We start from the raw sequence: 24519 nt of genomic DNA on the forward strand, positions 1-24519 counted from the left end.
GCCTTGCCGTGAAAACGAGTTCCGGCCGGCCACGCCTTTCCAAGGGGAGAACGCCATGGCGGGATCAGCCGCATCAACCAATCCACCCGCGATCAAGTCGCGCATCGGCGCAATCCTGCGCGCGACGTCAGGCAATTTCCTCGAGCAGTTCGATTTCTTCCTGTTCGGCTTCTATGCCGCCGCGATCGGCAAGGCGTTCTTCCCCTCCACCAACGAGACCGCCTCGCTGCTCAACACCTTTGGTGTGTTCTGGCTCGGCGCCTTGATGCGCCCCGTGGGCGCAATCGTGCTGGGTGCCTACATCGACCGCATCGGCCGCCGCCAGGGCCTGATCGTGACGCTCGGCATCATGGCTTTCGGCACCGTCGTCATCGCGTTCTGCCCGAGCTACGCGACCATCGGCATCGCGGCACCGGTCATCGTCCTGATCGGCCGGCTGCTGCAAGGTTTCTCGGCGGGTGTCGAGCTCGGCGGCGTGTCGGTTTACCTTGCGGAAATCGCAACGCCCGGCAATCGCGGCTTCTACACCTCGTTCCAGTCGTCGAGCCAGCAGGTCGCGATCTTCGTGGCCTCGATCCTCGGCTTCATCCTCTCCGAGGTGATGCCGGCCGACACCGTGGCCGCCTGGGGCTGGCGCATTCCCTTCTTCGTGGGATGCCTGATCATTCCGCTGATCTTCCTCCTGCGGCGGACGCTCGAGGAGACGCCGGCCTTCCTCGCGATGAAAAGTCACCCGACGGCCAGCGAGGTGTTCGCCTCCGCGCTCGCCAACTGGCGCATCGTCATCCTCGGCATGATGATCGCGATCCTGACCACGACGACGTTCTATTTCGTCACCGTCTACACGCCGACCTTCGGCAAGACCGTGCTGAAACTGTCGACGCAGGACGCGCTGCTCGTGACCCTGCTGGTCGCGGTGAGCAACTTCATCTGGAATCCGGTCGGCGGCGCGCTGTCAGATCGCATCGGCCGCAAGCCGGTGCTGCTCGCCATCGCCGGCCTCGCCCTCGTCACCGCCTATCCGGCACTGCATTGGCTGGTGGCGGCGCCGACCTTCGGCAAGCTGCTCGCGGTCGAGATGATGTTCTCGTTCTATTTCGGCGTCTACAGTGGCACCATGCTCGGCGCGCTCGTCGAGATCGTGCCGGCGCATGTGCGCACCACCTGCTTCTCGCTCGCGTTCGCGCTCGCCGCCGCGCTGTTCGGCACCTTCACGCCGCTCGCCTCGACCTGGCTGATCGAGCGGACCGGCGACAAGGCCTCGCCCGGGTTCTGGCTGATGTTCGCAGCCCTGCTCGGCATCATCGCGGCCTCGACGGTGTATCGCGGCGGCGGCAAGGTGGTGCCGGCCTATGATGCCGTGCCGGAGCCGGTCGCGGGGCACTGATGGGCCTTCACCTCTCCCCGTAAGAACGGGGCGAGGGAGCGCACCGTCCGCGGGGCGAGACTACAGCTCCACCACCACGTAGTCGCTCTCGATCCTGACCGGAATGGTCTCGGCGACGTACGGCCCCTTCACCACGCTGGCGCCCGGCTCGACATGGGCGGGATAGGCCTTCACGCGGAAGCGGCGGGGGTCGCAATAGGACTGGCCGGTGCGGATATCGAACTCCCAGCCGTGCCAGGGGCATCGGATGATCTCGCCGAGCTTGGTGTACTCGATCTCGCCGGGATCCCTGGATTGCGCGAGCCCGATCAGCGGCCCCTCGCACAGCGCCGCGCCCTGATGCGGGCAGCGGTTCATCAGGCCGAAATATTCACCCTTGATGTTGAAGACGGCGATCGGCCGTCCGTCGATCTCCAGGAATTTTCGCGTCCCCGGCGGAAGCTCGTCGACCGCGGCGATCACATGACGCGCCATCAAGCCAGTCCGTAGAGCTTCTTGGCATTGCCGAGATAGAACGCCTCGCGATTGGTCTCGCTGACACCTGCCGGCAACACGCGCGAGGGCTCGTCATAGTCCCAATGCGGATAGTCGGTCGCGAACAGGAGCCGGTCCCAGCCGATCCAGTTGATGACGTCGAACAGGTCTTCGCGCCGCTCCGGGTCCTCCATCGGCTGCGTCGTCCACCACACCTGCTCGCGGATATATTCGGACGGTGGCCGCTTCACATGCGGCACCTCGCTGCGCAGGCGCTGCCAGGCCTTGTCGAGCCGCCACGCCAGCGACGGCGCCCAGCCGAAGCCAGCCTCGATCATCACCATCTTCAGCTTCGGGAACCGCTCGAACACGCCTTCCAGCACAAGGCTCGCCAGCGCCGACTGCTGGCACTGCGAGTGCCCCACCATCTCCTCGATGTAATAGGACGGCCAGCCCGAGGGCGTGATCGGATTGCCGCCAAAGCCGAAGGCGTGCACGCCGACGGGAAGGCCCGCTTCTTCCGCGGCCTGGTAGATCGGCCAATAACGGCGCTGGCCGAGCGGCTCGACATTGCGGCTGAGCAGCAGCACCTGGACGAAGTTCTTGTCGCCGGCACGCTCGCGGATTTCCGCGGCGGCCGACAGCCCATCCTCATTGCCGACGACGATCGACGCCTTCAGCCGCTTGTCCTTGCTGGTCCATTTGTCGATCTGCCAGTCGTTGATCGCCGAGCACAAGGCGGCCGAGAGCTCGTGATTGCGGATGCCCTGCCCGGTATTGAGCGGATTGAGCACCCCGAGCTGCACGTTGTTGGGATCGAGCAGCTGTTTCTGCATGAAGGGAAGCGAGGAGCCCTGCGGGCCGCCCTCCGGCGGATAGGCATCACGGCGCGAGGCGTTGGGCTGGGCCTTAGGATAGGGCGGGCCTTCCACCATGCCCTGATAGGCATGGACGCCGTAGATTTCGAGGTGATGCTGCCAGCGTTTGGCGAGGTAAGGGTAGAGCTCGGTCCGGGTGGCGCGGGCCGGATGGATGTCGCAATCCGCGATCGCGGTTTTCGCAGTCAGTGGGGAAGCAGCTTCGGAGCTCTCGCGGAATTGGACATTCATCGCCTTGCCTCCTTTGGCAGCGGGCTAAGTCAGGCGGGGATAGGTTGCATGCGGATTGTCGATCATGATCTTGCGCACGAGATCGGGGGACAGACCTTCGGGCAGCGCGTCCTGGCCGTCGAACTGCCAGTGCGGATAGTCCGTGGAGAATAGGACTAATTCGTCGGACTGCATATGATCAAACAGGCGATTTAATGTCGCCTCATCCGGCGGCGCATCAAAAGGCTGTAACGAGAAGCGGATGTTGCTGCGCACAATGTCCAGCGGCGCGCGATCGACCCAAGGCGTCTCCATCCGCACGCCGCGCCAGAACTTGTGCAGGCGCCAGAGATAAGGGGAGATCCAGGAGACGCCGGATTCCAGCATCACCATTTTCAGCCGCGGATATTTGGCGAACACGCCCTCGACGATCAGGCTGGTGAGCTGAGTCTGGAACGCCTGGGCCTGACCGACATAATCCTCGATGTGATAGGAACCCCACCCCACGGCGGTCGGCGGATTGTGATAGGCGGAACCGGCGTGGATGCCGATCGGAAGTTCCAGACGTTCCGCAACCTCGTAGATAGGCCACAGCGCGCGCTTGCCGAGCGGCGTGTCGCCCATGACCAGCATCAGCACCTGCACGAAGCGCCGATCCTGCGCGCAGCGCTCGATCTCGGCGACGGCCTTCTCGATGCTTTGCGTGGGAATCACGATCGACCCTCGCAGCCGCGGATCGCGATCGAGCCACTCCTTGACGAGCCAATCGTTCAGCGCGCGGCAGAAGGCCGCCTGCATGTCCTCGGAGAATACCATCTGCACGCCATAAAGAGGATTGCAGATGGCTAGCTTGAGCTGGAAAGGATCGAGCACATGGCGCTGCATGTCCTCCAGACTTTCGCCCGGTTTGCCGTTTTCCGGGCGCCAATCGGGGCGCGACACGATCGGCGAGTTCTGCGGATAGGATTGCGAGACGAGGTCGACCATGCCGCGCGTCGTCACCTGATCGCGCCAATAGTCGTTCAGGTACGGCAACAGGCTGGTCAGATGCGGCACGGCCGGATGCACGTCGCAATCGACGGCACCGGCGATCAGGGACGCCATCACGTCTCCTTCGGCTTTCCTCGTGTTGTCTTGGGCCGCGCTTCGCGGCGGCCTTGCATCCGGCCATTCAAGCAGGCCTGCCCGCCGCCTGCAACTCGGCCAAGGCTCCTGTCATATGCTAGGAAGGCTGAGCTCGGTTGCGAAGGAATGAGGGTTTAGGGATGAAAGAGCTCGTCGGCATTGCGGAACAGGTTGCGGCCAAACTGATCGCGCGCAAACAGACCATTGCTGTGGCCGAGTCCTCGGCCGGCGGTTTGATTTCGGTCAGCCTGCTCGCGGTGCCCGGCGCCTCGGCCTATTTCCTCGGCGGCGCGGTGGTCTACACCCGCGATGCCCGGCGCGTGCTGATGGATATTTCAGATGAGGGAATGAAAGGCTTCGCTCCTCCTCTGAGCCCTACGCAAAACTCCTCGCCGAACAGATGCGCCACCGCTTCGGCTCCGACTGGGGCCTGTCTGAGACCGGTGCAGCCGGCCCCACCGGTAATCGCTACGGCGATGCCGCCGGCCATAGCTGCATGGCAGTCGCAGGGCCGGCTACAGAGGTGACGACGCTGGAGACGGCGAGCGGCGACCGGTTCGGCAACATGCAGGTGTTCGCGGCGACCGCGCTGAAATTGTTGCTGAGGAAGCTGGAGGAGTGAACGGCGGCACCCCATCTCGGGTGTCGTCTTGGCGAAGGCCAGGACGACGTATGTGTGCGGCCTACCTCTCCAAATGCCTCATGAAGATTCGCACCACATAACCCTGGAACCGCGGCGCATCGTCGTAAAGGTCCGACGCGATCCGCTCGATGGTCTCGCGCAGCGACAGGAACTGCGCCTGGCGTGCGCTGCTTTCGGTGCCCTGCATACCCGCGAGCTCGTCCATGGCGGCGTCGCTGATCTGACACTGCACGACCTCGCCGTCGTTCAGCATGGTGAAGCGAAAGGCCAGCCGTTCGAGGTCATGGCCGATGATCTTGTCGCGCGTCAGCGGCATCCCATTGTCCCGTTCGCGCCCCCGACCGGAACAATGCTGAAAATCTGACGCCTTGTCACCATCCGCGCCTGGGACATGGCGGTCATGCGACGCTCGCGCGCCTACAAGTCGGCCACGCTCCGACGTCAGTAGACCAGCGCCGTGCCGGTCGGCTTGTCCAGTGCCGCGGCCAGCGATCGATATTCCTCGCAGTCCGTCCCGCAAATGGATGCGATCCGGCCGAGGTGATAGAGCGCTTGCTCGCGGTTGCCCCGCTCGAGTTGCCACAGTCCATAATATTGCCAGGTCAGCACGTGGTTCGGATCTACCCGCAAGGCGCGCTCGTACCAGACCTGCGACTGCTCGTAGTCGCCGAGCTTGCGATAGGAGTAGCCGATGAGGTTGGCGACGTTCGGATGATCGTCATGGCCGAGCGACTTCAACTGCGCGATCGCGGCGGCATAGTCGTTGCGCTCGTAGATGGTGTCATAGGCCACGCGGTAGCCGGCTGCGAAAGCGGGATCGCCGATGCTGGACTGGTTGTTCGGCTTCTTCGCCTTTTGGCCGGACTTTGTTCCGGAACGCTTTGGATAGACCGGTTGAGTAGCCCTGGGAGGAGCTGAATAGGTACTACCAAAGGGGTCGCTGCCACCATTTCCACCACCTCCTCCTCCGCCGCCACCTCCGCCCGCTGAGTACACAGGGGAAGCCAGCAGCGCCGCAAACGTCCCCAGCGTGACGAGTCTGATCATCGTGGTGATCATGTCTGTCTCCTGTCCTATTCAAGCGGCCCCGGACGACGTGATAACCCCTGCCTCGGCGGGAATATTCCGGGACACTGCGCTCACGGAGTCGTCAGCGTTCGTACGACAGTTCTGTTGTCCTTACTGGAATGCCACTTCGGCAAAGCTTCTCAGCTTGCGCGAATGCAGCCGCTCCGATTCCTGCTGCTTGAGCCGCTCCAGCGCCTTCAGGCCGATCTCGAGGTGCTGGCCGACGCGGCGGCGGTAGAACTCGCTGGCCATGCCGGCGAGCTTGATCTCGCCATGCAGTGGCTTGTCGGAGACGCAGAGCAGCGTGCCGTAGGGGACGCGGAAGCGGTAGCCGTTGGCGGCGATTGCAGCCGATTCCATATCGAGCGCGACAGCGCGCGATTGCGACATGCGGCGGATCACCGCCGGCCCTGAGATCTCCCAGTTGCGATTGTCGACGCTCGCCACCGTTCCGGTGCGCATCAGTCGCTTCAGCTCGAAACCTTCGAGCCCCGTGACGTCCTCGACCGCCTCCTCGAGCGCGACCTGCATCTCGGCCAGCGCCGGGATCGGCACCCACAGCGGCAGCTCGCGATCGAGCACGTGATCCTCGCGCACATAGCCATGAGCAAGCACGTAATCGCCGAGCCGCTGCGTGTTGCGCAGGCCCGCGCAATGGCCAAGCATCAGCCAGGCGTGCGGACGCAGCACCGCGACGTGATCGGTGACGTTGCGTGCGTTCGACGGGCCGGTGCCGATGTTGATCAGGGTGATGCCGCGATAGCCGGGCTCGACCAGATGGAAGGCCGGCATCTGCGGCGCACGCACGGGCGCAACACCCGTCATCACGCCGCCGGCGCGCGTGACGACGTTGCCGGGTGCGATGAAGGATTCGAGGCCGGCCTCGCGGGACTGAAGCCGCTGCTGACAAAGCTGCGCAAAGGCGTCGACATAGAACTGGTAGTTGGTGAAGATCACGAAGTTCTGGAAATATTCGGGGTCCGTGCCCGTGTAGTGGTAGAGCCTGCGCAGCGAGTAATCGACGCGGGTGGCCCGGAACAGGGACAGCGGCTCGGGTGCGCCGGGCTGGAGCTCGAACGTGCCGTCGGCGATCGAATCGTCCATCGTCGCGAGATCGGGCACGTCGAATGCGTCGCGCATCGCTCGCGTGACGGGCGAGTTCTCGCTGGTGGTGATCGCGGCCTCGATGTTGATATCGCGGCGATAGGCGAAGTGGATCGGGATCGGCTCGGCGGACTCGCCGATCTCTACGGGCACGCCGTGATTCTGGATCAAGAGGCCGATCTGCTCGGTGAGATAGGTCCGGAAGAGATCCGGCCGCGTCACGCTGGTCTCGTGCACGCCGGGCCCGGCAACGAAGCCATAGGACAGGCGCGAATCCAGCCGCGCATGCGTCGCGGTGGTGACGCGGACAAAGGGGTAATAGGCCCGCACCCGCGTGGTGATCGCTTCGCCGTTGACATAAGCCTCGAACCGGTCGCGCAGGAACTTCGTGTTGCGCTCGTAGATCTCCTCGAGGCGGGCGACGGCAAGGCCGGCGTCGGTGAAGGATTCGGTGGCGATGGAGGGAGGGGAGTGCATGGTTCGACCGCCGGGTTGCTATGGCTTGAGTCGAACTATAGCAAGAAGGAGGTGCCGTAGGGTGGGCAAAGCGGAGCGTGCCCACCATCTTGACCATCGCACGAAACGCGGTGGGCACGGCGCGTTGCGCGTTTGCCCACCCTACGAGATCGAGCCTGCCGATCCAATCCCAGATAGTCGCCAGGCGCACTCCGCGACGACGCGCTTTTCGCGCGTCACTTCTCCCGGAAGGCGCGCATCAGCTGGTCGTGCAGCGGCTTCATCAGATAGGACAGCATGGTGCGGTCGCCGGTCTGGACGAAGGCTTCCACCGGCATGCCGGGGATCATCTTGACGTCGCCGAGCCGGGCGACCTCTTCGGGCGGCATCGAGACGCGGATGGTGTAATAGCTCTGGCCGGTGCGCTGGTCGGTGGTGACGTCCGGCGATACGCGGCTGACGACGCCGTTGAGCTCGGGCGTGGTGCGCTGGTTGAAGGCAGACAGGCGCAACAGCGTCTTCTGGCCGATCTGCAGCTTGTCGATGTCGACCGGATTGACCTTAGCCTCGACCTGGAGGTCGTCGGCCTGCGGCACGATCAGCATCAATGTGTCGCCGGCGGTGACGACGCCGCCGACCGTGTGCACCGTCGATTGCAGCACCATGCCGGCCTGCGGCGCGCGGATGTCGACGCGGCGAAGCTGGTCTTCGGCGGCGACCTTGCGCTCGATCAGCTCGCCGATCTTGTCGTTGGTCTCGCGTAGATCCTTGGAGACCTCGCTCACCACGTCCTTGTCGACCTGGATGATCTGGAGCTCGGTCTCGGTGATCTTGCCCTTGGCCTGGGCGCGCGAGGCGATGTACTGCGCGCGCTCGCCGTTGAGACGTGCCGAATCGCGCTCGAGCTGGGTCAGGCGCGAGATCTGCACCAGGCGCTTGTCGTAGAGGTCGCGCACACCGGTGAGCTCGTTCTGCACCAACGCGATCTCCTGATCCTTCGCCTTCTCCTGGGCGCTGAGACCCGCGATTTCCTCGTTGAGCTGCGTGATGCGCTCGCGCAGCTGCGCCTTCTGCCCGGTACGGCCGTTGACGCGGACGTCGAACAGCTTGCCTTCGGCGGAAAGCAGAAGCTTGACGTCAGGATCGCTGGCGCGCTCCAGGAGCGTTTGCGGAAATTCGAGCTTGTCGACCCCGCGCTGCTCGGCCTGCAATCGCGCCGCACGCGCCTGCGCGGCGTCGAGATTCTTCGTGACGATAGCGAGGTTGGCCCTGGTGACGGTGTCGTCGAGCCGCACCACGATGTCGCCGGCCTTGACTAGGTCGCCGTCGCGGGCGCGCACCTCGCCGACCACGCCGCCGGTCGGATGCTGCACCTTCTTGACGTTGGATTCGACCACGATCTGGCCCGGCGCGATCAGCGCTCCCGAAATCAGCACCGTGGAGGCCCAGCCGCCGAGGCCGACGACCAAGACCAGCACAATCCCGAGCCCGAGCATCAGGTGAAACTTGATCGAATCGCGTACGTTCTTCTTCACGGCAGGCTTCGGGCCGCCGATCGCCAACGTGCTCATGGCTTGTCTCCCACGGCGCTTTCTTTCACCTCGCCCCGCTTGCGGGGAGAGGTCGAATTTGCGCAAAGCGCGAATTCGGGTGAGGGGGACTCTCCGCGAGTCCAACTCTCACCTCCCACGTGGAGAGCCCCCCTCACCCCGCCCCTCTCCCCGCAAGCGGGGCGAGGGAGAAGAAGCCCTGCGCTTCGCGGCCTCATGGCTTGGGCACTCCGCCTTCACTGACGATCTTGATCGGGGCCGGCGGGGTCACGCGCGGCTGGAGCACCTGGGCGAGCACCTGCTCCTTCGGCCCGAAGGCCTGCATGCGGCCTTCGCGCAGCACCAGAATCTGGTCGACCGCCTCGACCCCGATCGGCCGATGCGCCACTACGACGACGATGGCACCGCGCTCACGCGCGCCGCGGATGGCGCGGGTCAGCGCCTCGTCGCCTTCGGTGTCGAGATTGGAATTGGGCTCGTCGAGCACGACCAGGAACGGATTGCCGTAGAGTGCGCGGGCCAGCGCCACGCGCTGCGCCTGGCCTGCGGAGAGCGCCGCGCCCTGCTCGCCGACCTGCGTGTTATAGCCCTCGCGCATCTTGATGATCATCTCATGCACGCCGGCCTCCTTGGCCGCGGCGATGATTCCGTCGGACGTCGCCTCGGGATCGAAGCGGCTGATGTTCTGCGCGATGGTGCCGCCGAACAGCTCGACGTCCTGCGGCAAATAGCCGATGTGGCGGCCGAGCAGGTCGGATGACCATTGGTCGAGCGCCGCGCCGTCGAGCCGCACCTTGCCGCGCACCGGCTGCCAGACGCCGACCAGCGCGCGGATCAGCGAGGACTTGCCGGAACCGCTCGGCCCGATCACGCCGAGGCCATTGCCGGCGGCGAGCGCGAAGGTGATGTCCTGGACGATGAGGCGCTGGTCGCCGGGCGGCACCATGGCGACGCCTTCGACCGAGAGCCGGCTGGTGGGCGCCTGCAACTGGGTCGGCATCGCCTGCGCCGGCATCTGTTCCAGCAGGCGCGTGAGGCGCTGCCAGCTCTGACGCGCTGCGACAAAGGACTTCCAATGCGCGATGGCGAGATCGACCGGTGCGAGCGCGCGGGCGGAGAGGATCGAGCCGGCGATGATGATGCCTGCGGTCGCCTCCTGGTGGATGACGAGATAGGCGCCGACCGCGAGCACGGCCGACTGCAGCATCATGCGCAGCACCTTTGCGACAGCGCCGAGACCGCCGGCGACGTCGCTCGCCCGCTGATTGCCGGCAAGATATTTTTCGTTGGCCTCGCTCCAGCGCTGGTTCATCCGGCCGGCCATGCCCATGGACACCATGACCTCGGCGTTGCGGCGGCTGGCCTGGGCGAGATCGTTGCGCTGGGCGGCAAGTCCCATCGCCTCACGCGCCGGTTGGCGGGACATGAATTCGGTGACCAGCGTCAGGCCGACCAGGATGATGGCGCCGATCAGCGCGGTGACGCCGATCATGACATGGAAGGCGAAGCAGATGGCGAGATAGAGCGGCAGCCAGGGCAGGTCGAAGAACGCGCTCGGGCCCATGCCGCCGAGGAAGGAGCGGACATTGTCAAGGTCGCGCAACGGCTGGAGGCCCTCGTTGCGGCTACCGACCAGCAGCGGCAGGCGAACGATGGTATCGAACACGCGCTTGTTGAGGGCCTCGTCGAGCGAGGTACCGATCCGCCCCAGGATGCGATTGCGGATCATGTCGAGCACGCCCTGCGCCATGTAGAGGAAGCTGGCGAGGATGATCAGGCCGACCAGGGTCGGGATGCTGCGGCTCGGCAGCACCCGGTCATAGACCTCCAGCATGAAGATCGACCCGGTCAGATAGAGCAGGTTGATCATGCAGCTCATCAAGCCGACGCCGATGAACGCGGTGCGACAAGCGCGCAAGGCGTCACCGAGCTCCGAACGGCGGACGCCTGGGATGGCTGCCATCAGTCTGATCTCTTTCGGGCGACGGGGCAAAGCCCCTGATTTCAAAGGCGATTCAGGGGTACTCGCCTCGGATTAACATCTGTTTTCCAGCCGTCCAACACAGTCAAGTTAATCCGGAGCCCTGACGGGCCACATCTACCCCTGATAGCCTTCCGCGCAAGTCCGGAATTTCACAGGCTTGCGGCTTTTTCTTGCAGGCTTTCAGCCGCTTCCGGGGGAAGGGAGAGGCTGAAAGTTCCGGCCCGCCTCAACGCCGGCGCTAGAACCTGCCCCCACCACGCACCAGCCGCACCACCAGAAGCAGAATGACCGCGCCGATGGCGGAATAGACGATTTCGGAGACGAGGCCGGTGCCGAGGCGGATGCCGAGTTTCGGAAACAGGAGGCTAGCCACCAGCGCGCCGGCGATGCCAATCACGATATCGCCGATGATCCCGAACCCAGCGCCCCGTACGATCTTTCCGGCGAGCCAGCCGGCGACCAGGCCGACGAACAGGATGACGAGCAGGCCTTCGTTCGAAATGTACATTAATGAGGTCCCTCTGGCGTGAACAACCGCATGGAACCGGAATGGGGATGAATGGGGTGTGAATGCTGTGAGGAGCCGTGACCGACTGCCTCGGCTCGGAAAAGATGTCGAAACAACCCCATGCACAGTAGGACGGGTCCAGCGAGGGCGCGCGGTGGACCGTGACAACTATATGTCGGCCTGGAGGAATCTCTGCGTGCGATCTCGACGAGTTTCGTCATGACGGCAGTTTCGGCAATCGATCGTGATAGTCGGTGACGCGCTGGAACGCGGCGCCGATGGTCAACAAAGTCGCTTCGTCGAAGGAGCGACCGATCAGCTGCATGCCGACCGGCAGGCCGGTTTTGGTGAAGCCTGAGGGCACGGTGAGCGACGGCAGGCCGAGGAAATTCACCGGGCGGGTGAACAGCGTCAGCCGCTGCAACAGCGCCGGCGCATTCGGACCACCACCGACATCGCTCTCCTCGATCGTCGGCGCCGGCACCGGAGATGCTGGTGCGATCACCGCATCGACGTTGGCCGTCGCCGCGTTGTGCGCGGCGAGCGCCGGCCCGCGCCAGCGCATCGCCTCCAGATAGGTGATGGCGGGAACGGCGAGCCCGTTCTGAAGCCGCATCAAGACCTGCGAGCCATAGTCCTGCGGACGTTCGATCATCCAGCGCTTGTGGAAGGCGGCGGCTTCAGCCGCGAGCACCAGCTGGCTCGCCGACGACAATTGCCGCTGGTCCGGCAGCTCGACCTTGACGATGTCGGCGCCTTCGCGCTTGAGCACCGCGATGGTCTCGTCCAGCACGCGCGCGACCTCGCTGTCGAGATCGTCGACATAGAAGGACGTGGGCACGCCGATCTTGAGGCCCTTCAGCGAGCCCTTGGCCGCGGCGACATAGTCCGACAGCGGCTCGTGGCTGCAGGTCGAATCTGCGGGATCCGCGCCGGCCATCAGCGCCAGGAGCAGCGCACAATCCTCGGCGGTGCGGGCGAGCGGGCCGACGGTGTCGAGCGATTGCGACAGCGGCATCGCGCCGGCGCGGCTGACGCGGCCGACGGTGGTCTTCAATCCCGTGACGCCGCAGAAATGCGCGGGCATGCGGATCGAGCCGCCGGTGTCCGAGCCGAGCGCCGCATAAGTCAAACGCGCGGCAACCGCCGAACCGGAGCCGGAGGACGAGCCGCCGGTGATGTGGGCCACATTCCAGGGATTGCGCACCGGACCGTAATGGGCGTTGTGTCCGGTCGGGCCGTAGGCGAATTCGGCGAGATGCAGCGTGCCGAGACGGACCTGGCCGGCATCCTTCAGCCGCTGCAAGGCGGTGGACGTCACGGTCGGCACGAAATCGCGGCGGATCAGCGAGCCGCAGGTCGCGACATGGCCCGCGTCGTAATACATGTCCTTGTGGGCGAGCGGCACGCCATGCAGCGGGCCGCGGGCGTTGCCCTTGGCGAGTTCCGCGTCGGCGGCGTCGGCCGCCTTCAGCGCCTGCTCCGCCTCAATTGACATGAAGGCGTTGAGATGCGGCTGCCACTGCGTGATACGCTGCAGCAGCGCGCGCGTCACCTCTTGCGAGGACAGCTGCTTCATCGCGATCGCGCGTGCGACCTCGGTGAGCGTCATCAAGGCGGGCTCGGAGCTCATTTCGACACCTTCTGCGTCTGCGCGACAGGATAGAGTGCAGGCTCGAGGTCGAACGGCAGTGTGCCGGCGATAGCGGCAAAGCCTTCGAAGGCGGGCCCGATGGAATTGGAGATGCGCGTCGCGATCTCGTCATCCACGGGAACGCCGGCAACTAGCGCGATCGGCTTGATCTCTTTCGGTGTCGGTCTCGTCATGCGATTTCTCCCCTGGGCGCACGGCTATGGCCTGAACGCCTGAACGCGGCATAGCCATGTAGCACGCGGCCTCATGGCCCATATTATCCAGCGCGGTGAGCTTTGGTGTCGCATTTGCGCAGAGCGGCCCCGCAAACGAGCAGCGGATATGGAAGCGGCAGCCCGAGGGCGGATCGATCGGATTGGTGGGTCCCGGATCGGCGCTCCGCTTCGCTGCACTTGTCCGGGGACGACAGCGATTTGTGGCGCCGGCAACGCCCACTGACCCCGCCCGCCCTTACTTCGTCAGCAGCGCATATGCCCCGGTCCATCCCTCCGCCGGCGGGTTGAGCTGGAAATCCCTGATCCGCGCTTCATAAAGCCTGAACAGCTTCTCCAGCGTGTCGGCGTCCTCGCTGCGGCGGCCGCGCTCGATGGCGTCCAGTGCGCCCTGCCAGTTGCGGCCGCGGTAGCAGCCGAGCATTTCGATGGTGATGTTGCGCAGGCGCTGGAAGGCGCCCGAATGCATCACGTCCTCGCGGCCGGCGATGGCGTAGATCACCTCCGGCTCGGTCTTGCCTTTGACCATGATGAAGTCGAGCTCGAGGATCGCGAACTTGTCCTTGGCGGCGAGCGCGGTCCTGGAGCCCACGATGATCGGGAAGCCGTACTCCTTGGTCTGCCCTTCCAGGCGCGAGGCCAGGTTCACGCTGTCGCCGAGCACCGAGTAGTTCTTCTTCAGGTCGGAGCCCATGTTGCCGACCACGCCGATGCCGGTGTTGAGGCCGATGCCGACATTGAGCGGAATGTAGACGTGGCCGCCTTCGGCGGCTTCCTGCTGGCGCTCCTTGTTGACCGTATCGATCTGCTCCAGCATCTGGATCGCCGCTTCGCAGGCGTTGACCTCGTGCTCGGCATCGTCGAGCGGCGCATTCCAGAACGCCATGATGGCGTCACCCATGTACTTGTCGATATAGCCCTTGCGCTCGATGATCACGTCGGTCAGCGGCGTCAGGAAGCGGTTCATCAGCGCGATCAACCCTTGCGGATCGTGCTTGTAGCTCTCCGAGATCGTGGTGAAGCCGCGCACGTCGGAGAACATGATCGTCATCTCGCGCTCCTCGCCGCCGAGCACGAGCTTTTCCGGCGACTGCACGAGTTGCTCGACCAGCACCGGCGACATGTATTGCGCGAACTGCCCGCGGATCTGCACGCGCTGGCGCTGCTCGCGCACGAAGCTGGCGAAGATCAGCGTCAGGTAGATCGCGGTGGTCGAAAGCAGCGGGTAGGTGAAGTCGATGAGGTAGCGGTACTGCGCGTAGAAGAACCAGGACACCCCGACCAGGATGGCGGCGAAGGTCGCCCCCGCGAGCACCAGTCGCACGGGCCCGAAATTCGGCGTGAAGATGATGACGAGCAGGCCGATGACGAGCGCGGCGAGCAATTCGACGCCGAGCGCATAGTTCGGCTGCGAGATCACCGCACCGCTCAGGATGCTCTCCAGCACCTGGGCATGGATCTCGACTCCCGGCATGGTCGAGGACACCGGGGTGGTCTTAATATCATTGAGCCCGACCGCGGAGGTGCCAACCAGCACCAGCTTGCCAGTGATCCTGTTCGGCGACACGGTGTTGTCGAGCACGTCGGCGGCCGAGACGTAGATCGAGGGATCCTGCCGGGCATAGTGCACCCAGAGCTGACCGTTTCTGTCGGTCGGAATCTCGACGCCCTTGAGCCTGATAGCCCGCACGCCGGTCTTGTCGGTCCGGACCAGCAGCGTCGGCGTGCCCGTGACGACGCGCAAGATTTCCAGGCTGAGCGAGGGCATGATGTTGCCCTGGGCGCGCATGATCATCGGCACCCGGCGGATCAGTCCGTCGCGCTCGGTCTTGATCGTGAACAGGCCGCGGCCGGCGGCGACCTTCTCGATCACCGGCACGTTGCGGAGCAGGCCCGGAAATTCGAACAAAAAGCGCTCGGCGTTCTCTTCGCCGACGGTCGCGACGCCGGTGAGGGGCAGCGACTTGTCGAGCTCGGACGAGATCGCCCGCTGCCCGGTCTCGCCCAGCACCACGCGCGAGCGCTTGATCGCCTCGGCGAGGATCTGGTCGTTGGTCGGCAGCTCGCGCAGCTTGGCGCGGGTGGCGTCGTCGAGATCGCGCATCTGGCTCGCGACCAGATCCGGATTGAGCCGGTCGGCCTCCGAGAACACCACGTCGAAGCCGATCGCCGCCGCGCCGTTGTTGGTGAGGTTTTGGATCAAATCGGCAATCCGCGTCCGCGGCCACGGCCATTGCCCGAGCTTGGCGAGGCTCTTGTCGTCGATGTCGACGATGACGACCGGCCGCGCCGCCTTGTGCCTGGGATCGATCAACTGGAACATGTCGAAGGTGCGCAGCCGCAATTCCTGGATCGGCGGCGGATCCCAGAGACGAGCGCCTGCAAACAGGACCAGCAGCGCAAGGCACATCAGCCGCGCAAAGCCGAACTTGCGCGCAAACCACCGCCGCAGGATTTTCAGACGCTTCATTCGGGTCGGGCTTCCTGACCTACATCACGCCGTGCGCGCCGATCATGGAACGTCCACCGGCAATTGGCTATTCCCCTGGCGATGGAGGAGCATGGATTTTTTGCCGCGGTCGAACCGCGAGCCGACGGGAGACCCCCGGGCGGAGATCAGGTGATGTGGAAGATGAAATCGCTGGCCTTGAGATTCGCCGCGATCACGTTCCTCAGCAGCAGCGACTCGGTCTCCGTAACCGGGGCGCCCTCCGGCTGCATGACCTGCTGCTGCCACGTGACCAGCGTGTCGCCGGAGCCCTGCTGCTGGACGATGTGGAGACTGTCGATGGAGTTGACATCCGAGAACTGGCGCAGATCGATCTTGTCCAGGCCCACCGTGAAGTCGGTGATGGTGTGCGAGAAATCGGTCACGAGGTGCCCGGCATCGTCATACCCGATCGCGCCCGGTGCAAACACGAACTGATCCTTGGCGCCACCGCCGGTCAGCGTGTCGTTGGTATCGGCCGCGAAGATGACGTCCTTGCCGGCGGTGCCTTCCAGGATGATGCCCTGGCTGGTGTCGCCGGTCTCGTTGAAGATGAAGTGGACGGTATCGAACAGACCCGTGGTCTTGTCCGTCACCGTCAGCGTGATCTGGTCGGCCTCCGGCGGCGTGGGGTACTGATCGGTGCTGGCTCCGGTCGGATTGTAGGTGATGCCGGTCTCGAAGCCCGTGTTGATGGCGTCGAGCGAGCCGGACGCCGGATGGAAGTCGACCCGGCTGAGATTCGGATGCGCCGTCGACACCGTGACGGTGAAGTCATCGGTCGCGGCACCGGCATCGGTGTCAGTGACCACGAGATCGTAGATAATGTCGGTGCTGTTCTCGCGGACATGCTCGATCTGGAAGTGCTCGGTGTCGATGACCGGGCCAACGGCGGGCGCCGCCGTCACGCTCGTCCCGATGTTGGTGAGGTCGTGCGACACCGGCGTCGTGCCGCCGGTGCCCGTGGCCGTGAGATCGATCGTCGCCGGCGTCGACGCGTCGGTCGTGATGGCGCCGGCGTAGGTATCGTCGAGCGCATGGACGCCAAGTGCGTCCGGCGTGCCCGTGAATCCGTCGGCCGGCACAAACCGGATCAGCGTATCCGGGCTCAGCACCAGCCCATGCGTGTCGCCAACCGAACCGACATCGACCCATTGATGCGTGCCGGCGAGCTCGTACTGCCAGACGCCCTGGCTGGCCGCCGCCGTATCCGACGTCACGACAATCGCCTTCAGGCTCGAGCCGGCGTCGATATCGCTGAACTTGCCCGCGAAGAGGCTGCCGATCGTCGCGCCGTCCGGATCAGTGTCATTGCCGGCGACGGACGCCAGCGTTGCATCGGCAAGCGTCGGCGCGTCATTGGCGCCGTTGATCGTGACGGTGACGTCCTGCGAGACCTGCGCGCCGTGATCGTCGGTGAAGGTGACGGTATAGACCTGGGTGATGGTCTGGCCCTGCGCCAGCGATTGCAGAACCGCATTGGAATTGTCGAGGCTGAAGTGCCAGCCCAGCGTCGCGCTGTTGTCGGTGTCGGTGCTGAGCTCGGCCACCGCCGAATCGATCGTGAAGGTGCCGAGCGGCGTGTGGTCGTCGAAGCCCGGCAGATCAGCGCTCGACGTCGACGACTTGAACACGGCCTGCGCGGTGTGGGTGTCGATCAGGTCGACATCCTGGATCGCCAGCGTGCCGTCGATCGACAGCGTTGCGCCTGTATCTTCGGTCACCGCCCCGGCGGCGTCCGCTGCATCGCTGGTGATCGTCGGCGCGTCATTGGCGCCGTCGATCGTGACGGTGACGTCCTGCGAGACCTGCGCGCCGTGGTCGTCGGTGAAGGTGACGGTGTAGACCTGGGTGATGGACTGGCCCTGCGCCAGCGATTGCAGCACCGGATTGCAATTGTCGAGGCTGAAGTGCCAGCCCAGCGTCGCGCTGTTGTCGGTGTCGGTGTTGAACTCGGCCACCGCCGAGTCGATCGTGAACGTGCCGAGCGGCGTGTCGTCGTCGAAACCCGGCAGATGCGCGCTCGAGGTCGACGATTTGAACGCGGCCTGCGCGGTGTGGGTGTCGATCAGATCGAGATCCTGGATCGCCAGCGTGCCTGCGACCGACAGCGTCAGACCGGTGTCCTCGGCGACTTTGCCCGTTGCCGCCGCGGCGCTGCTCGTGATCGTCGGCGCATCGTTGGTGCCGGTGATGGTGACCGTGACGTCCTGGGTGACGGTCCCCCCATGGTGATCGTCGACGGTCACGGTATAGACCTGCGTGATGGTCTGACCCTTGGCCAGCGACTGGAGCACCGGATCGTTATCGGCGACGGTGAAGGTCCAACCTACCGATCCTCGCGAGCTGACGCCGGGACTCTCGCTCACCGCCGCAAGCGCGAAAGTGCCGATATGCGAGGTGCCGTTGTTGAAGCCGGGCAGATGTGCGCTCGAAAGCGTCGACTTCAGGGCGAAGCTCGCAGTGTGCACGTCCGTGAGATCGGGATCGTTGAAGGCGACGGTGCCGTCGGCCAGCAAGGTCGCCGCCGTATCCTCCTGCACCGCGCCGGTCGGCGTGGTCGAGTCTTCGACGATCGTCGGCACGTCGTTGGTGCCCTCGACATTGACGTCGGCGCCGTTGATGGACACGGAGATCGGTGTGCTGACCACGCCGCCGTGCCCGTCATCGACCTGCACCACATAATTGAGGGTCAGCTTCTCGCCTTCGGCGAGGAAATCGAAGAGATGGTCGGCGACGCTGTAGGTCCAGGTGGCCGAACCGTTATTGCTGTTTCCCGCGCCCTGCACCACGGTGAGCGGCGCCTCGACGGCGGCGATGGCGGCGCGTTGTTCCGGCGTCAACGTCGCGGTGATATCGTTACCTTCGGCATCGAGATATTTGAACGGCTGAGTGGGCGAGAGCGCCGCGCTCACGATCGGCCGATCCGTCAGATCGACGTCGGTGAAGGTGACCGTGCCCGTGATCGTGTCCAGGGCCTCGTTGCCGGTCCCGACCTTCTCGATGACGGTGCCGCCCGACGTCGCGACAGTGGGCTTGTCGTTGGTGCCCGTGATCGTGATGGTGATCGGGATGAGTTTGGACTCGGGATTCACCACGAAATTGGTATCGACGCGGACCATGTAGGTCAGCGTCAGCGTTTCGCCCGCCGCGAGGAAGTCGAAGACGTGGTCTGGAATCGTGTAGGTCCAGACCGCCGAGCCGTTGTTGTTGTTGGCGCCATCGGCGACGACGCCGATCTGGATCTGCGTCGCCGCGATGTCCTGCTTCTGGAGCGCGGAGAGAGAGCCGGTGACGTCCTGCTGGCCGGCGTTCTTGTAGACGTAGTTCGGCGCCTCGGCGAGGCTCACCGATACCGACGGACGGTCGCCGAGGTTTTGATCGACGAAGGTGATCCGGCCGGAGACCGTGTCGGGCGTGGTATCGCCGGTGGTGTCCGCGCGCTCGGTCAGCGAGAACGCCGTCTTTACATTGCCGCCGAGATCGAGGCTTTGTGCCAGCGGCTGGCCGGGAATACGGAATGCCGTCGGCGTGGAGATGCCGGGGCCGACCTCTCCCCGCGGATTGAAGTTGACGAACGTCGCGATCGCGGCGGGGCCCGACCCGGACTTGAACACCACGTCCTGGCTGATCGGCGTGATCGTGTCGGTGAAGTTCGTGGTCAGCTTGGTGTTGGTGTTGTTGTCGGTGAACTTCAGCGTGAACACGTCCGTGATCAGCTTCTGCACGTCCGGCGACAGCAGTCCATTGGTGATCTGGACGTTGCCGCCGCTGATCTGGATCATCTGGCCGGCCTGGTTGACCGTCGCGATCGGCAGCAGCGTGACCTTGTCGAACAGGATGTAGGAGCCCGTCGTGCCGTTCGGCTCGACCAGCACCTGGAAGCTCGCCTGCGGCTGCGGGTCGCCGCCGCCGGCGGGAACGACGAAGTTGATCTGGGTCAGCACCGCCGTGCCGCGGATGCCCATGGTGGCGACGGGCGTGTCGATCTTCATGTCGCCGTGCTTGGCGGTCTCGCCGGCGACGAACGTGATGGTGCCGGCGACCAGGCTCAGCAGCGAGGAGTTGCTGGAGCCGTTGGGGTCGTAGACCATCTCGTTCAGCACCATCCGCGCATTGGAGGACAGGCCGAACACGGTGCCGTCGATGAAGGTGATGCCCAGCGTCGAATCGGCGCCGGTCGAGACCACATCGCCCTTCTCGACATTGTCGCCATTGTTCAGGATGACCGAGACGCCGTTGCGAATCGCGGTCGCGCTGCCCACGAGCTTGGTGACGTGGCCGATGACCTGGGCCGCAGCGGCGCCGGGCGCGGCCTGCGCAACCTGGACATGGCCGGTGAGTGCGTTGACGATGTCGCCGGTGAGATGGGCACCGTCGGGCGAGGCGATCGCCGCGCGCTTGTCGCCCCTGAAATAATCGTGAACGACAAACTCATGCCCCTCATGGGACAGTACGAGGTCGAGGCCCGCGCGCTTGAACTCGCCGTTGAAGATCAGGTTGGGGTCGGGAACAACGAACGCGCCATCAGGCAAGTGACCATGCCCTTTTGCAATAAAGGGCTTGGCAAAAAATGAATCGACATGGACATCGGTGGGCGAGCGGGAACCCAGGCCGTCCAAAGACATCGCGGCGTCAAATTTGCCAGCGTAATTCAACCGGGCACCGTAAAAAGGGTTAAAATCTAAAGAAGTATCGAGCGCCTAAGCTTGCATAGCATTACCGAGTCCTTAGCGAAACCATCTATTGCTTGTGTGATTTCGCGTCACCGAACGGCTGGGGGCGCTATCGGACTGCGCTTCCATAGAGGAAACGGGAGGATTCTCAAAATATCTAAAAGCATAATTATGCTTATCCGCGTCCATTTTCAGTACCCCCATGTATTGCATCGTATAAATCTGACAACGAATACTTGTGTCATCTTTTCTTCGTAGTGCCCCGCTCCACACTGGGGCAAATACGGAGCCAAATCTGTGACCTAACTAACAGAACCCGGGAAATAGCGGGGCCGTTAGCCATAGGGCGCGAAATTGGCGGCCACACAACCAGGACCTGCAATTGCTTCCATTTCGCGGGCAGGCGGCGCGCAGACCTAGCCCCTGATTCGTAAAATTTTACGCAATGTGGGCAGGCCCGTTTCAGCCTGTTCCCCGGTTTTGGAACCCCTGCCGGGCGCGTTAAGCAGAACAAAACGGCCAGTCTCGCACTATCTCCGCGAAAGCAACAAAGCCCGGCACGTCGAGATCGGGGGATCTCGCGAAGCCTGGGAAGGGGATGTCAGATGGAGACCGCTGCTCGCTCGCGCGCCTGGCGCGCAATCCTTGTCATGTGCGGATTGATCCTGTTCGGATCGGCCGCCGAGCTTCGCGCCGGCACGCTGCTGTCGCCGGGCGCCGGCGTCCTCGTGCGCAAATCCGCCGAACCGTTCGGCGTGTTCGCCTTCGCCATCTCCGCCGGCAGCCTGCGGCAGAAATGGCTCGCGTTGAAGGACAGGCTCGACGACGACATGGTGCAGCTCGCGCTGTGCGACGGCGACCGGGACAATTGCGCATCGCCTGCGGCCCTGAAGCTGCTCGCCATCGTCGACCAGGCCCGCGGTCGCGACGGCCGTGCGCGGCTCGGCGAAACCAACCGCGCCATCAACCTCGCCATCCGGGCCGCCGATGACGGCACCGACGACGTCTGGAGCGCGCCGCTCGCGGCCTTCCAGCGCGGCGCCGGCGATTGCGAAGACTATGCCGTCGCCAAGCTCGCCGCACTGCGGCTCGCCGGTGTTGCCGCTGAAGACCTCCGCATCGTCGTGGTGCGCGACGTCAGAGCCGGCAGAGCGCATGCGGTGGCCGCTGCACGGCTCGACGGCCACTGGCTCATGCTCGACAATCGCCGCATGGCGATGGTCGAGGACGACGCTGCACGAATCTACCAACCGCTGTTCGTGCTCTACCAGTCGGCCGTGATGAAGTATGTCGACGAACCGGTGCGGGCCTCGATGGCGACCGCCGAGGCGCGTTGATCTTCTTGTAGCCCGGATGGAGCGCAGCGAAATCCGGGGCCGCTGTCGCCTGTTGCACGAGTCCCGGATTAGGCTCCGCTCCATCCGGGCTACGGTCCTCATTTAAACCTTCGCGCCACAAACCCATTTCGCCGCGCGATCCAGGGCGCTAGCATGGCCACGGCTTTGCGGGGGCGACCGGAATGCGGTTCATCGTGCTGTCTGTGCTTGCGCTGCTGGCGTTGCCGGCGGCACCGGGCTTCGCGCAATCCGACCGCTCCATCGCCGACAGGCTGCCGCTGTTCACCAAGAACAATTGCCAGCAGATTCGCGACCCCGGCAACCAATTGTTTTGCGGTGATGCCGAGCTTGCCGCCGCCGCCGAGCAGCTGAACACGGCGATTGAGGGGCGACTCGCCCGCCTGCCCGATCGCCTGCCCGCGATCGAGGAGAACGCGATCTGGAGTCGCCAGCGCAACCTCAGCTGCGGCATCGTCGGCCAGACGGCGATCCGCACCGACGATTTCGACCGGGTGAAGGCCTGCCTGCTCAAGGTGACCGAGGAGCGCGCTGCGATCGTGCGCGATCCGGATTTCGATTGTCTGGCGGCCAACACCGCGGCGGGCGCGCTGATCTGCGCGGACCCGTCGCTGGCGCTTGCCGAAACCGAGCTCAATGGCCAGGTGCGCGGCCTGATCGGCAAGCTGGACCCGACCGCCGCACGCTTTGCCTTCGCCGAATATGGAAGGTGGACCCGAGAGCGGGATCGCAAATGCAATCTGGTCGGCAAGGAGAACGTGCCGCTCCAGGAACTGGAGCCCGCGGAAGACTGTCTCGCCGAGGATTTGAAGCGCAGGACCGATGAGATTCGCGCGGCCAAAGGCGATCCCAAGAAGGTGTTCGGCCGGCAGGTCGCAGCCCGCTCGCCCGACACCGACGCGGTCGACTTCTGCGCCGCGCGAATCCATGCGGCCAATTCCTGCGGCAACTTCCTCCGCATCAACCGCGTCTACGCGCTCGACAGCCAGGTGACCGACCAGGAGGCGCAGGTCACGGGCGAGATCGAGATGGCCGTGCTGGCGCCCTTCACCATGTGCAGCAAGGTCGCATCCACCTGTACCGGCACCTGCTGGGACGCCAGGACGGGTCGCCCGCAGCCGGGAGCCGGCAACAAGGAGCGTTCCGCGGAAGCCTTCAACGTCACGCGTCGCCTGCGGATCCAGCGGACTTTTGCGTTCGTGAAGGCCGCCGATGGCTGGCGCTGCCGCGAAGACGAACTGGCCCCGGTGAACTCGGGCACCGCGGGCGGGGGATCGTGAACTCTTACCCTCCCCTGGAGGGGGAGGGTCGGCTCACATTGAGCGCAGCGAGGTGTGAGACGGGGTGGGGTGAAGGTCTCTCGGCAACGAATGGTGCCCGTGTTGATAGATCACCCCACCCCGCTCGCGCTTCGCGCGATCGACCCTCCCCCTCCAGGGGAGGGTGAAAGCAAGAGATCAAAACATCAGATTGTCCTTCACCAGGACCCAGCGACCGTTCTTCACCTGCTGCACCTGGGTGACAGTGGTGGCGAGATGGTTGGTCTTCGAGAACACGGTCGGCGGCGAACTGAAGATATCCTGGAACTTGTCGCCGGACTCCAGCGCGTCGAGCATCTTCTGGCCAGTGAGATCCTTGCCAGCCTTGTTGGCATAATGCGCGAACGTCATCACCGCATTGTAGCCGATGATCGCCTGGGTGTTGGCGTCGGCGTTGAACATCTTCTTGTAGTTGACGAGCCAGTCCTTCACCTTTCCCTTCGCGGTGTCTTCGTAGGGAATTTCGAAGTTCGAAGCGGCATACAAGCCTTCCACCACGTCCTTGCCGAGCGCCGGCACTTCGAGCACGTTGACGGGCGTGGCACCGAGGAAGGTGACCTCCCAGCCGAGCTTCTTGGCCTCGGTCATGGTGCCGATGGGCTCACGGAGGACCGCGCCGAGCACGACGAGGTCGCAGCCGTCGGACTTCATCTTGGCGACCTGCGCCGAGAAGTCGGAGGCGCCGCGCTTGTAGCTCGTGATCGAGGCCGGCTGCACCTTCATGGCGGCGAGCTGCTGATTAAAACCATCGAGCACGTTTTTTCCGTACTCGTCGTCCTGATGCATGATGCACGGCTTCTTGAAATTCTTTGCCTCAATCATGTATTTGAGCGCTGCGCGCGTGCTCTCGACATAGGGCAGGAGGTTGTTGAACTTCAGCCGCTCCTGCGGCTTGGCCGCATCGAACTTGAAGGTGAACTCGGCCGCCGTCAGCGGGAAGAGCTGAAGCACGCCGGCGTCGAGCAGGATATCCTGCGCAGCGAGCACGGTCGGCGATCCCATTGGTCCCACCATCGCGAAAATCTTGTCGCGCTCGATCAGCTTTTGCGAAGCCAGCACAGCCTTCTTCGGATCGTAGCCGCTATCCTCGACCACCAGCTTGATCTTGCGGCCCTGGATCCCGCCCGCCGCGTTGACCTCCTCGACCGCCATCTTCATGCCGTTGGAGACCGGCACGCCCCAGCCCTTGATCGGACCCGACAGGTCCTGGTGGGTGCCGATGACGATCTCGCCTGCCGAGATGCCTTCATTGGTGACCTTGGTTTGAGCGGCGGCCGGCAGACAGGTCAGCGCAAGGGCGCTCACCGCCAGGCCCAGCGCCTTCAGCGATTTCGACATTGCAGTCTCCTCCTTCAGTGGCCCGTGTTGAGCGAAGGATCGGGCCTCTCAAGCCTTCGCCGTTTTCTCAAATCCATCTCTCTTGAGCAT

Annotated in this window: 17 protein-coding genes and 2 pseudogenes; 4 read left to right on the top strand and 15 right to left on the bottom strand. The window is 64.5% G+C overall.

The window, feature by feature from the left end; all coding sequences use genetic code 11:
• The first annotated feature begins 55 nt into the window (after positions 1 to 55).
• On the top strand, positions 56 to 1387 hold the full coding sequence (locus NLM27_RS29735; protein ID WP_254146661.1) for an MFS transporter: 1332 nt from the start codon (positions 56 to 58) through the stop codon (positions 1385 to 1387).
• Between the two features lie 60 nt (positions 1388 to 1447).
• Here NLM27_RS29735 and NLM27_RS29740 read toward each other — a convergent pair whose 3' ends face one another.
• From NLM27_RS29740 to NLM27_RS29750, 3 genes are read right to left on the bottom strand one after another with little or no spacing between them, the layout of a single operon-like run.
• Entirely contained in the window at positions 1448 to 1861 is a 414-nt protein-coding gene (locus NLM27_RS29740) for a Rieske (2Fe-2S) protein (protein WP_254146662.1), read from the bottom strand.
• Positions 1861 to 2970 carry an amidohydrolase family protein gene (locus NLM27_RS29745; RefSeq protein ID WP_254146663.1) on the bottom strand — a complete coding sequence of 370 codons (1110 nt, stop codon included), beginning with the start codon at positions 2968 to 2970 and terminating at the stop codon, positions 1861 to 1863. Before NLM27_RS29745 ends, NLM27_RS29740 begins: the two co-directional genes overlap by 1 nt.
• A gap of 24 nt (positions 2971 to 2994) precedes the next feature.
• On the bottom strand, positions 2995 to 4053 hold the full coding sequence (locus NLM27_RS29750; RefSeq protein ID WP_254146664.1) for an amidohydrolase family protein: 1059 nt from the start codon (positions 4051 to 4053) through the stop codon (positions 2995 to 2997).
• Positions 4054 to 4214: 161 nt separating this feature from the next.
• Here NLM27_RS29750 and NLM27_RS29755 point away from each other — a divergent pair.
• Positions 4215 to 4696: pseudogene (locus NLM27_RS29755) on the top strand (CinA family protein).
• A gap of 61 nt (positions 4697 to 4757) precedes the next feature.
• Here the strand turns inward: NLM27_RS29755 and NLM27_RS29760 are convergent.
• From NLM27_RS29760 to NLM27_RS29805, 11 genes and pseudogenes are all read right to left on the bottom strand, one after another.
• On the bottom strand, positions 4758 to 5033 hold the full coding sequence (locus NLM27_RS29760; RefSeq protein ID WP_254146665.1) for a DUF1488 family protein: 276 nt from the start codon (positions 5031 to 5033) through the stop codon (positions 4758 to 4760).
• Between the two features lie 125 nt (positions 5034 to 5158).
• A complete protein-coding gene (locus NLM27_RS29765; RefSeq protein WP_254146666.1) occupies positions 5159 to 5776 on the bottom strand; it encodes a M48 family metallopeptidase in 618 nt (205 codons plus the stop codon).
• A 120-nt stretch (positions 5777 to 5896) separates the two neighbouring features.
• On the bottom strand, positions 5897 to 7366 hold the full coding sequence (locus NLM27_RS29770) for an AMP nucleosidase (protein WP_254146667.1): 1470 nt from the start codon (positions 7364 to 7366) through the stop codon (positions 5897 to 5899).
• 215 nt (positions 7367 to 7581) lie between these two features.
• Positions 7582 to 8916 (bottom strand): HlyD family type I secretion periplasmic adaptor subunit, encoded by a 1335-nt coding sequence (locus tag NLM27_RS29775; protein WP_254146668.1) that lies wholly within the window; start codon positions 8914 to 8916, stop codon positions 7582 to 7584.
• Positions 8917 to 9109: 193 nt separating this feature from the next.
• A complete protein-coding gene (locus NLM27_RS29780) occupies positions 9110 to 10858 on the bottom strand; it encodes a type I secretion system permease/ATPase (RefSeq protein WP_254146669.1) in 1749 nt (582 codons plus the stop codon).
• A gap of 259 nt (positions 10859 to 11117) precedes the next feature.
• Positions 11118 to 11387 carry a GlsB/YeaQ/YmgE family stress response membrane protein gene (locus NLM27_RS29785; RefSeq protein ID WP_091890659.1) on the bottom strand — a complete coding sequence of 90 codons (270 nt, stop codon included), beginning with the start codon at positions 11385 to 11387 and terminating at the stop codon, positions 11118 to 11120.
• 217 nt (positions 11388 to 11604) lie between these two features.
• On the bottom strand, positions 11605 to 13020 hold the full coding sequence (locus NLM27_RS29790; RefSeq protein ID WP_254146670.1) for an amidase: 1416 nt from the start codon (positions 13018 to 13020) through the stop codon (positions 11605 to 11607).
• Complete coding sequence (locus NLM27_RS29795) at positions 13017 to 13214, bottom strand: hypothetical protein (RefSeq protein ID WP_254146671.1); 198 nt, start codon at positions 13212 to 13214, stop codon at positions 13017 to 13019. Before NLM27_RS29795 ends, NLM27_RS29790 begins: the two co-directional genes overlap by 4 nt.
• Positions 13211 to 13411, bottom strand: a pseudogene (locus NLM27_RS43870) (oligopeptide/dipeptide ABC transporter ATP-binding protein); the annotation flags it as partial. The gene NLM27_RS29795 and the pseudogene NLM27_RS43870, both read right to left, overlap by 4 nt.
• Positions 13412 to 13491: 80 nt before the next feature.
• Positions 13492 to 15723, bottom strand: coding sequence for a CHASE2 domain-containing protein (locus NLM27_RS29800; RefSeq protein ID WP_254146672.1), 2232 nt, complete (start codon positions 15721 to 15723; stop codon positions 13492 to 13494).
• Positions 15724 to 15869: 146 nt separating this feature from the next.
• Complete coding sequence (locus NLM27_RS29805) at positions 15870 to 20399, bottom strand: VCBS domain-containing protein (RefSeq protein ID WP_375142284.1); 4530 nt, start codon at positions 20397 to 20399, stop codon at positions 15870 to 15872.
• Between the two features lie 623 nt (positions 20400 to 21022).
• Here NLM27_RS29805 and NLM27_RS29810 point away from each other — a divergent pair.
• Positions 21023 to 21754: a transglutaminase-like cysteine peptidase gene (locus tag NLM27_RS29810; RefSeq protein WP_254146674.1), complete on the top strand. Its 732-nt coding sequence runs from the start codon at positions 21023 to 21025 to the stop codon at positions 21752 to 21754.
• A gap of 182 nt (positions 21755 to 21936) precedes the next feature.
• On the top strand, positions 21937 to 23052 hold the full coding sequence (locus tag NLM27_RS29815) for a lysozyme inhibitor LprI family protein (protein ID WP_254146675.1): 1116 nt from the start codon (positions 21937 to 21939) through the stop codon (positions 23050 to 23052).
• A gap of 177 nt (positions 23053 to 23229) precedes the next feature.
• On the opposite strand, the gene NLM27_RS29820 is transcribed toward NLM27_RS29815, so the two are convergent.
• Positions 23230 to 24429 carry an ABC transporter substrate-binding protein gene (locus NLM27_RS29820; protein ID WP_254146676.1) on the bottom strand — a complete coding sequence of 400 codons (1200 nt, stop codon included), beginning with the start codon at positions 24427 to 24429 and terminating at the stop codon, positions 23230 to 23232.
• Positions 24430 to 24519 lie beyond the last annotated feature (90 nt).

It is taken from the genome of Bradyrhizobium sp. CCGB12 (assembly GCF_024199845.1).
GTDB lineage: Bacteria > Pseudomonadota > Alphaproteobacteria > Rhizobiales > Xanthobacteraceae > Bradyrhizobium.

Excerpts from the sequence above, each read along its gene's own strand:
- NLM27_RS29810 (WP_254146674.1), top strand. The coding sequence starts at position 21,023 with ATGGAGACCGCTGCTCGCTCGCGCGCCTGGCGCGCAATCCTTGTCATG.
- NLM27_RS29735 (WP_254146661.1), top strand. The coding sequence starts at position 56 with ATGGCGGGATCAGCCGCATCAACCAATCCACCCGCGATCAAGTCGCGC.
- NLM27_RS29770 (WP_254146667.1), bottom strand. The coding sequence starts at position 7,366 with ATGCACTCCCCTCCCTCCATCGCCACCGAATCCTTCACCGACGCCGGC.
- NLM27_RS29795 (WP_254146671.1), bottom strand. The coding sequence starts at position 13,214 with ATGACGAGACCGACACCGAAAGAGATCAAGCCGATCGCGCTAGTTGCC.
- NLM27_RS29800 (WP_254146672.1), bottom strand. The coding sequence starts at position 15,723 with ATGAAGCGTCTGAAAATCCTGCGGCGGTGGTTTGCGCGCAAGTTCGGC.
- NLM27_RS29775 (WP_254146668.1), bottom strand. The coding sequence starts at position 8,916 with ATGAGCACGTTGGCGATCGGCGGCCCGAAGCCTGCCGTGAAGAAGAAC.
- NLM27_RS29790 (WP_254146670.1), bottom strand. The coding sequence starts at position 13,020 with ATGAGCTCCGAGCCCGCCTTGATGACGCTCACCGAGGTCGCACGCGCG.
- NLM27_RS29785 (WP_091890659.1), bottom strand. The coding sequence starts at position 11,387 with ATGTACATTTCGAACGAAGGCCTGCTCGTCATCCTGTTCGTCGGCCTG.
- NLM27_RS29740 (WP_254146662.1), bottom strand. The coding sequence starts at position 1,861 with ATGGCGCGTCATGTGATCGCCGCGGTCGACGAGCTTCCGCCGGGGACG.
- NLM27_RS29750 (WP_254146664.1), bottom strand. The coding sequence starts at position 4,053 with ATGGCGTCCCTGATCGCCGGTGCCGTCGATTGCGACGTGCATCCGGCC.
- NLM27_RS29760 (WP_254146665.1), bottom strand. The coding sequence starts at position 5,033 with ATGCCGCTGACGCGCGACAAGATCATCGGCCATGACCTCGAACGGCTG.
- NLM27_RS29780 (WP_254146669.1), bottom strand. The coding sequence starts at position 10,858 with ATGGCAGCCATCCCAGGCGTCCGCCGTTCGGAGCTCGGTGACGCCTTG.
- NLM27_RS29765 (WP_254146666.1), bottom strand. The coding sequence starts at position 5,776 with ATGATCACCACGATGATCAGACTCGTCACGCTGGGGACGTTTGCGGCG.
- NLM27_RS29820 (WP_254146676.1), bottom strand. The coding sequence starts at position 24,429 with ATGTCGAAATCGCTGAAGGCGCTGGGCCTGGCGGTGAGCGCCCTTGCG.
- NLM27_RS29815 (WP_254146675.1), top strand. The coding sequence starts at position 21,937 with ATGCGGTTCATCGTGCTGTCTGTGCTTGCGCTGCTGGCGTTGCCGGCG.
- NLM27_RS29745 (WP_254146663.1), bottom strand. The coding sequence starts at position 2,970 with ATGAATGTCCAATTCCGCGAGAGCTCCGAAGCTGCTTCCCCACTGACT.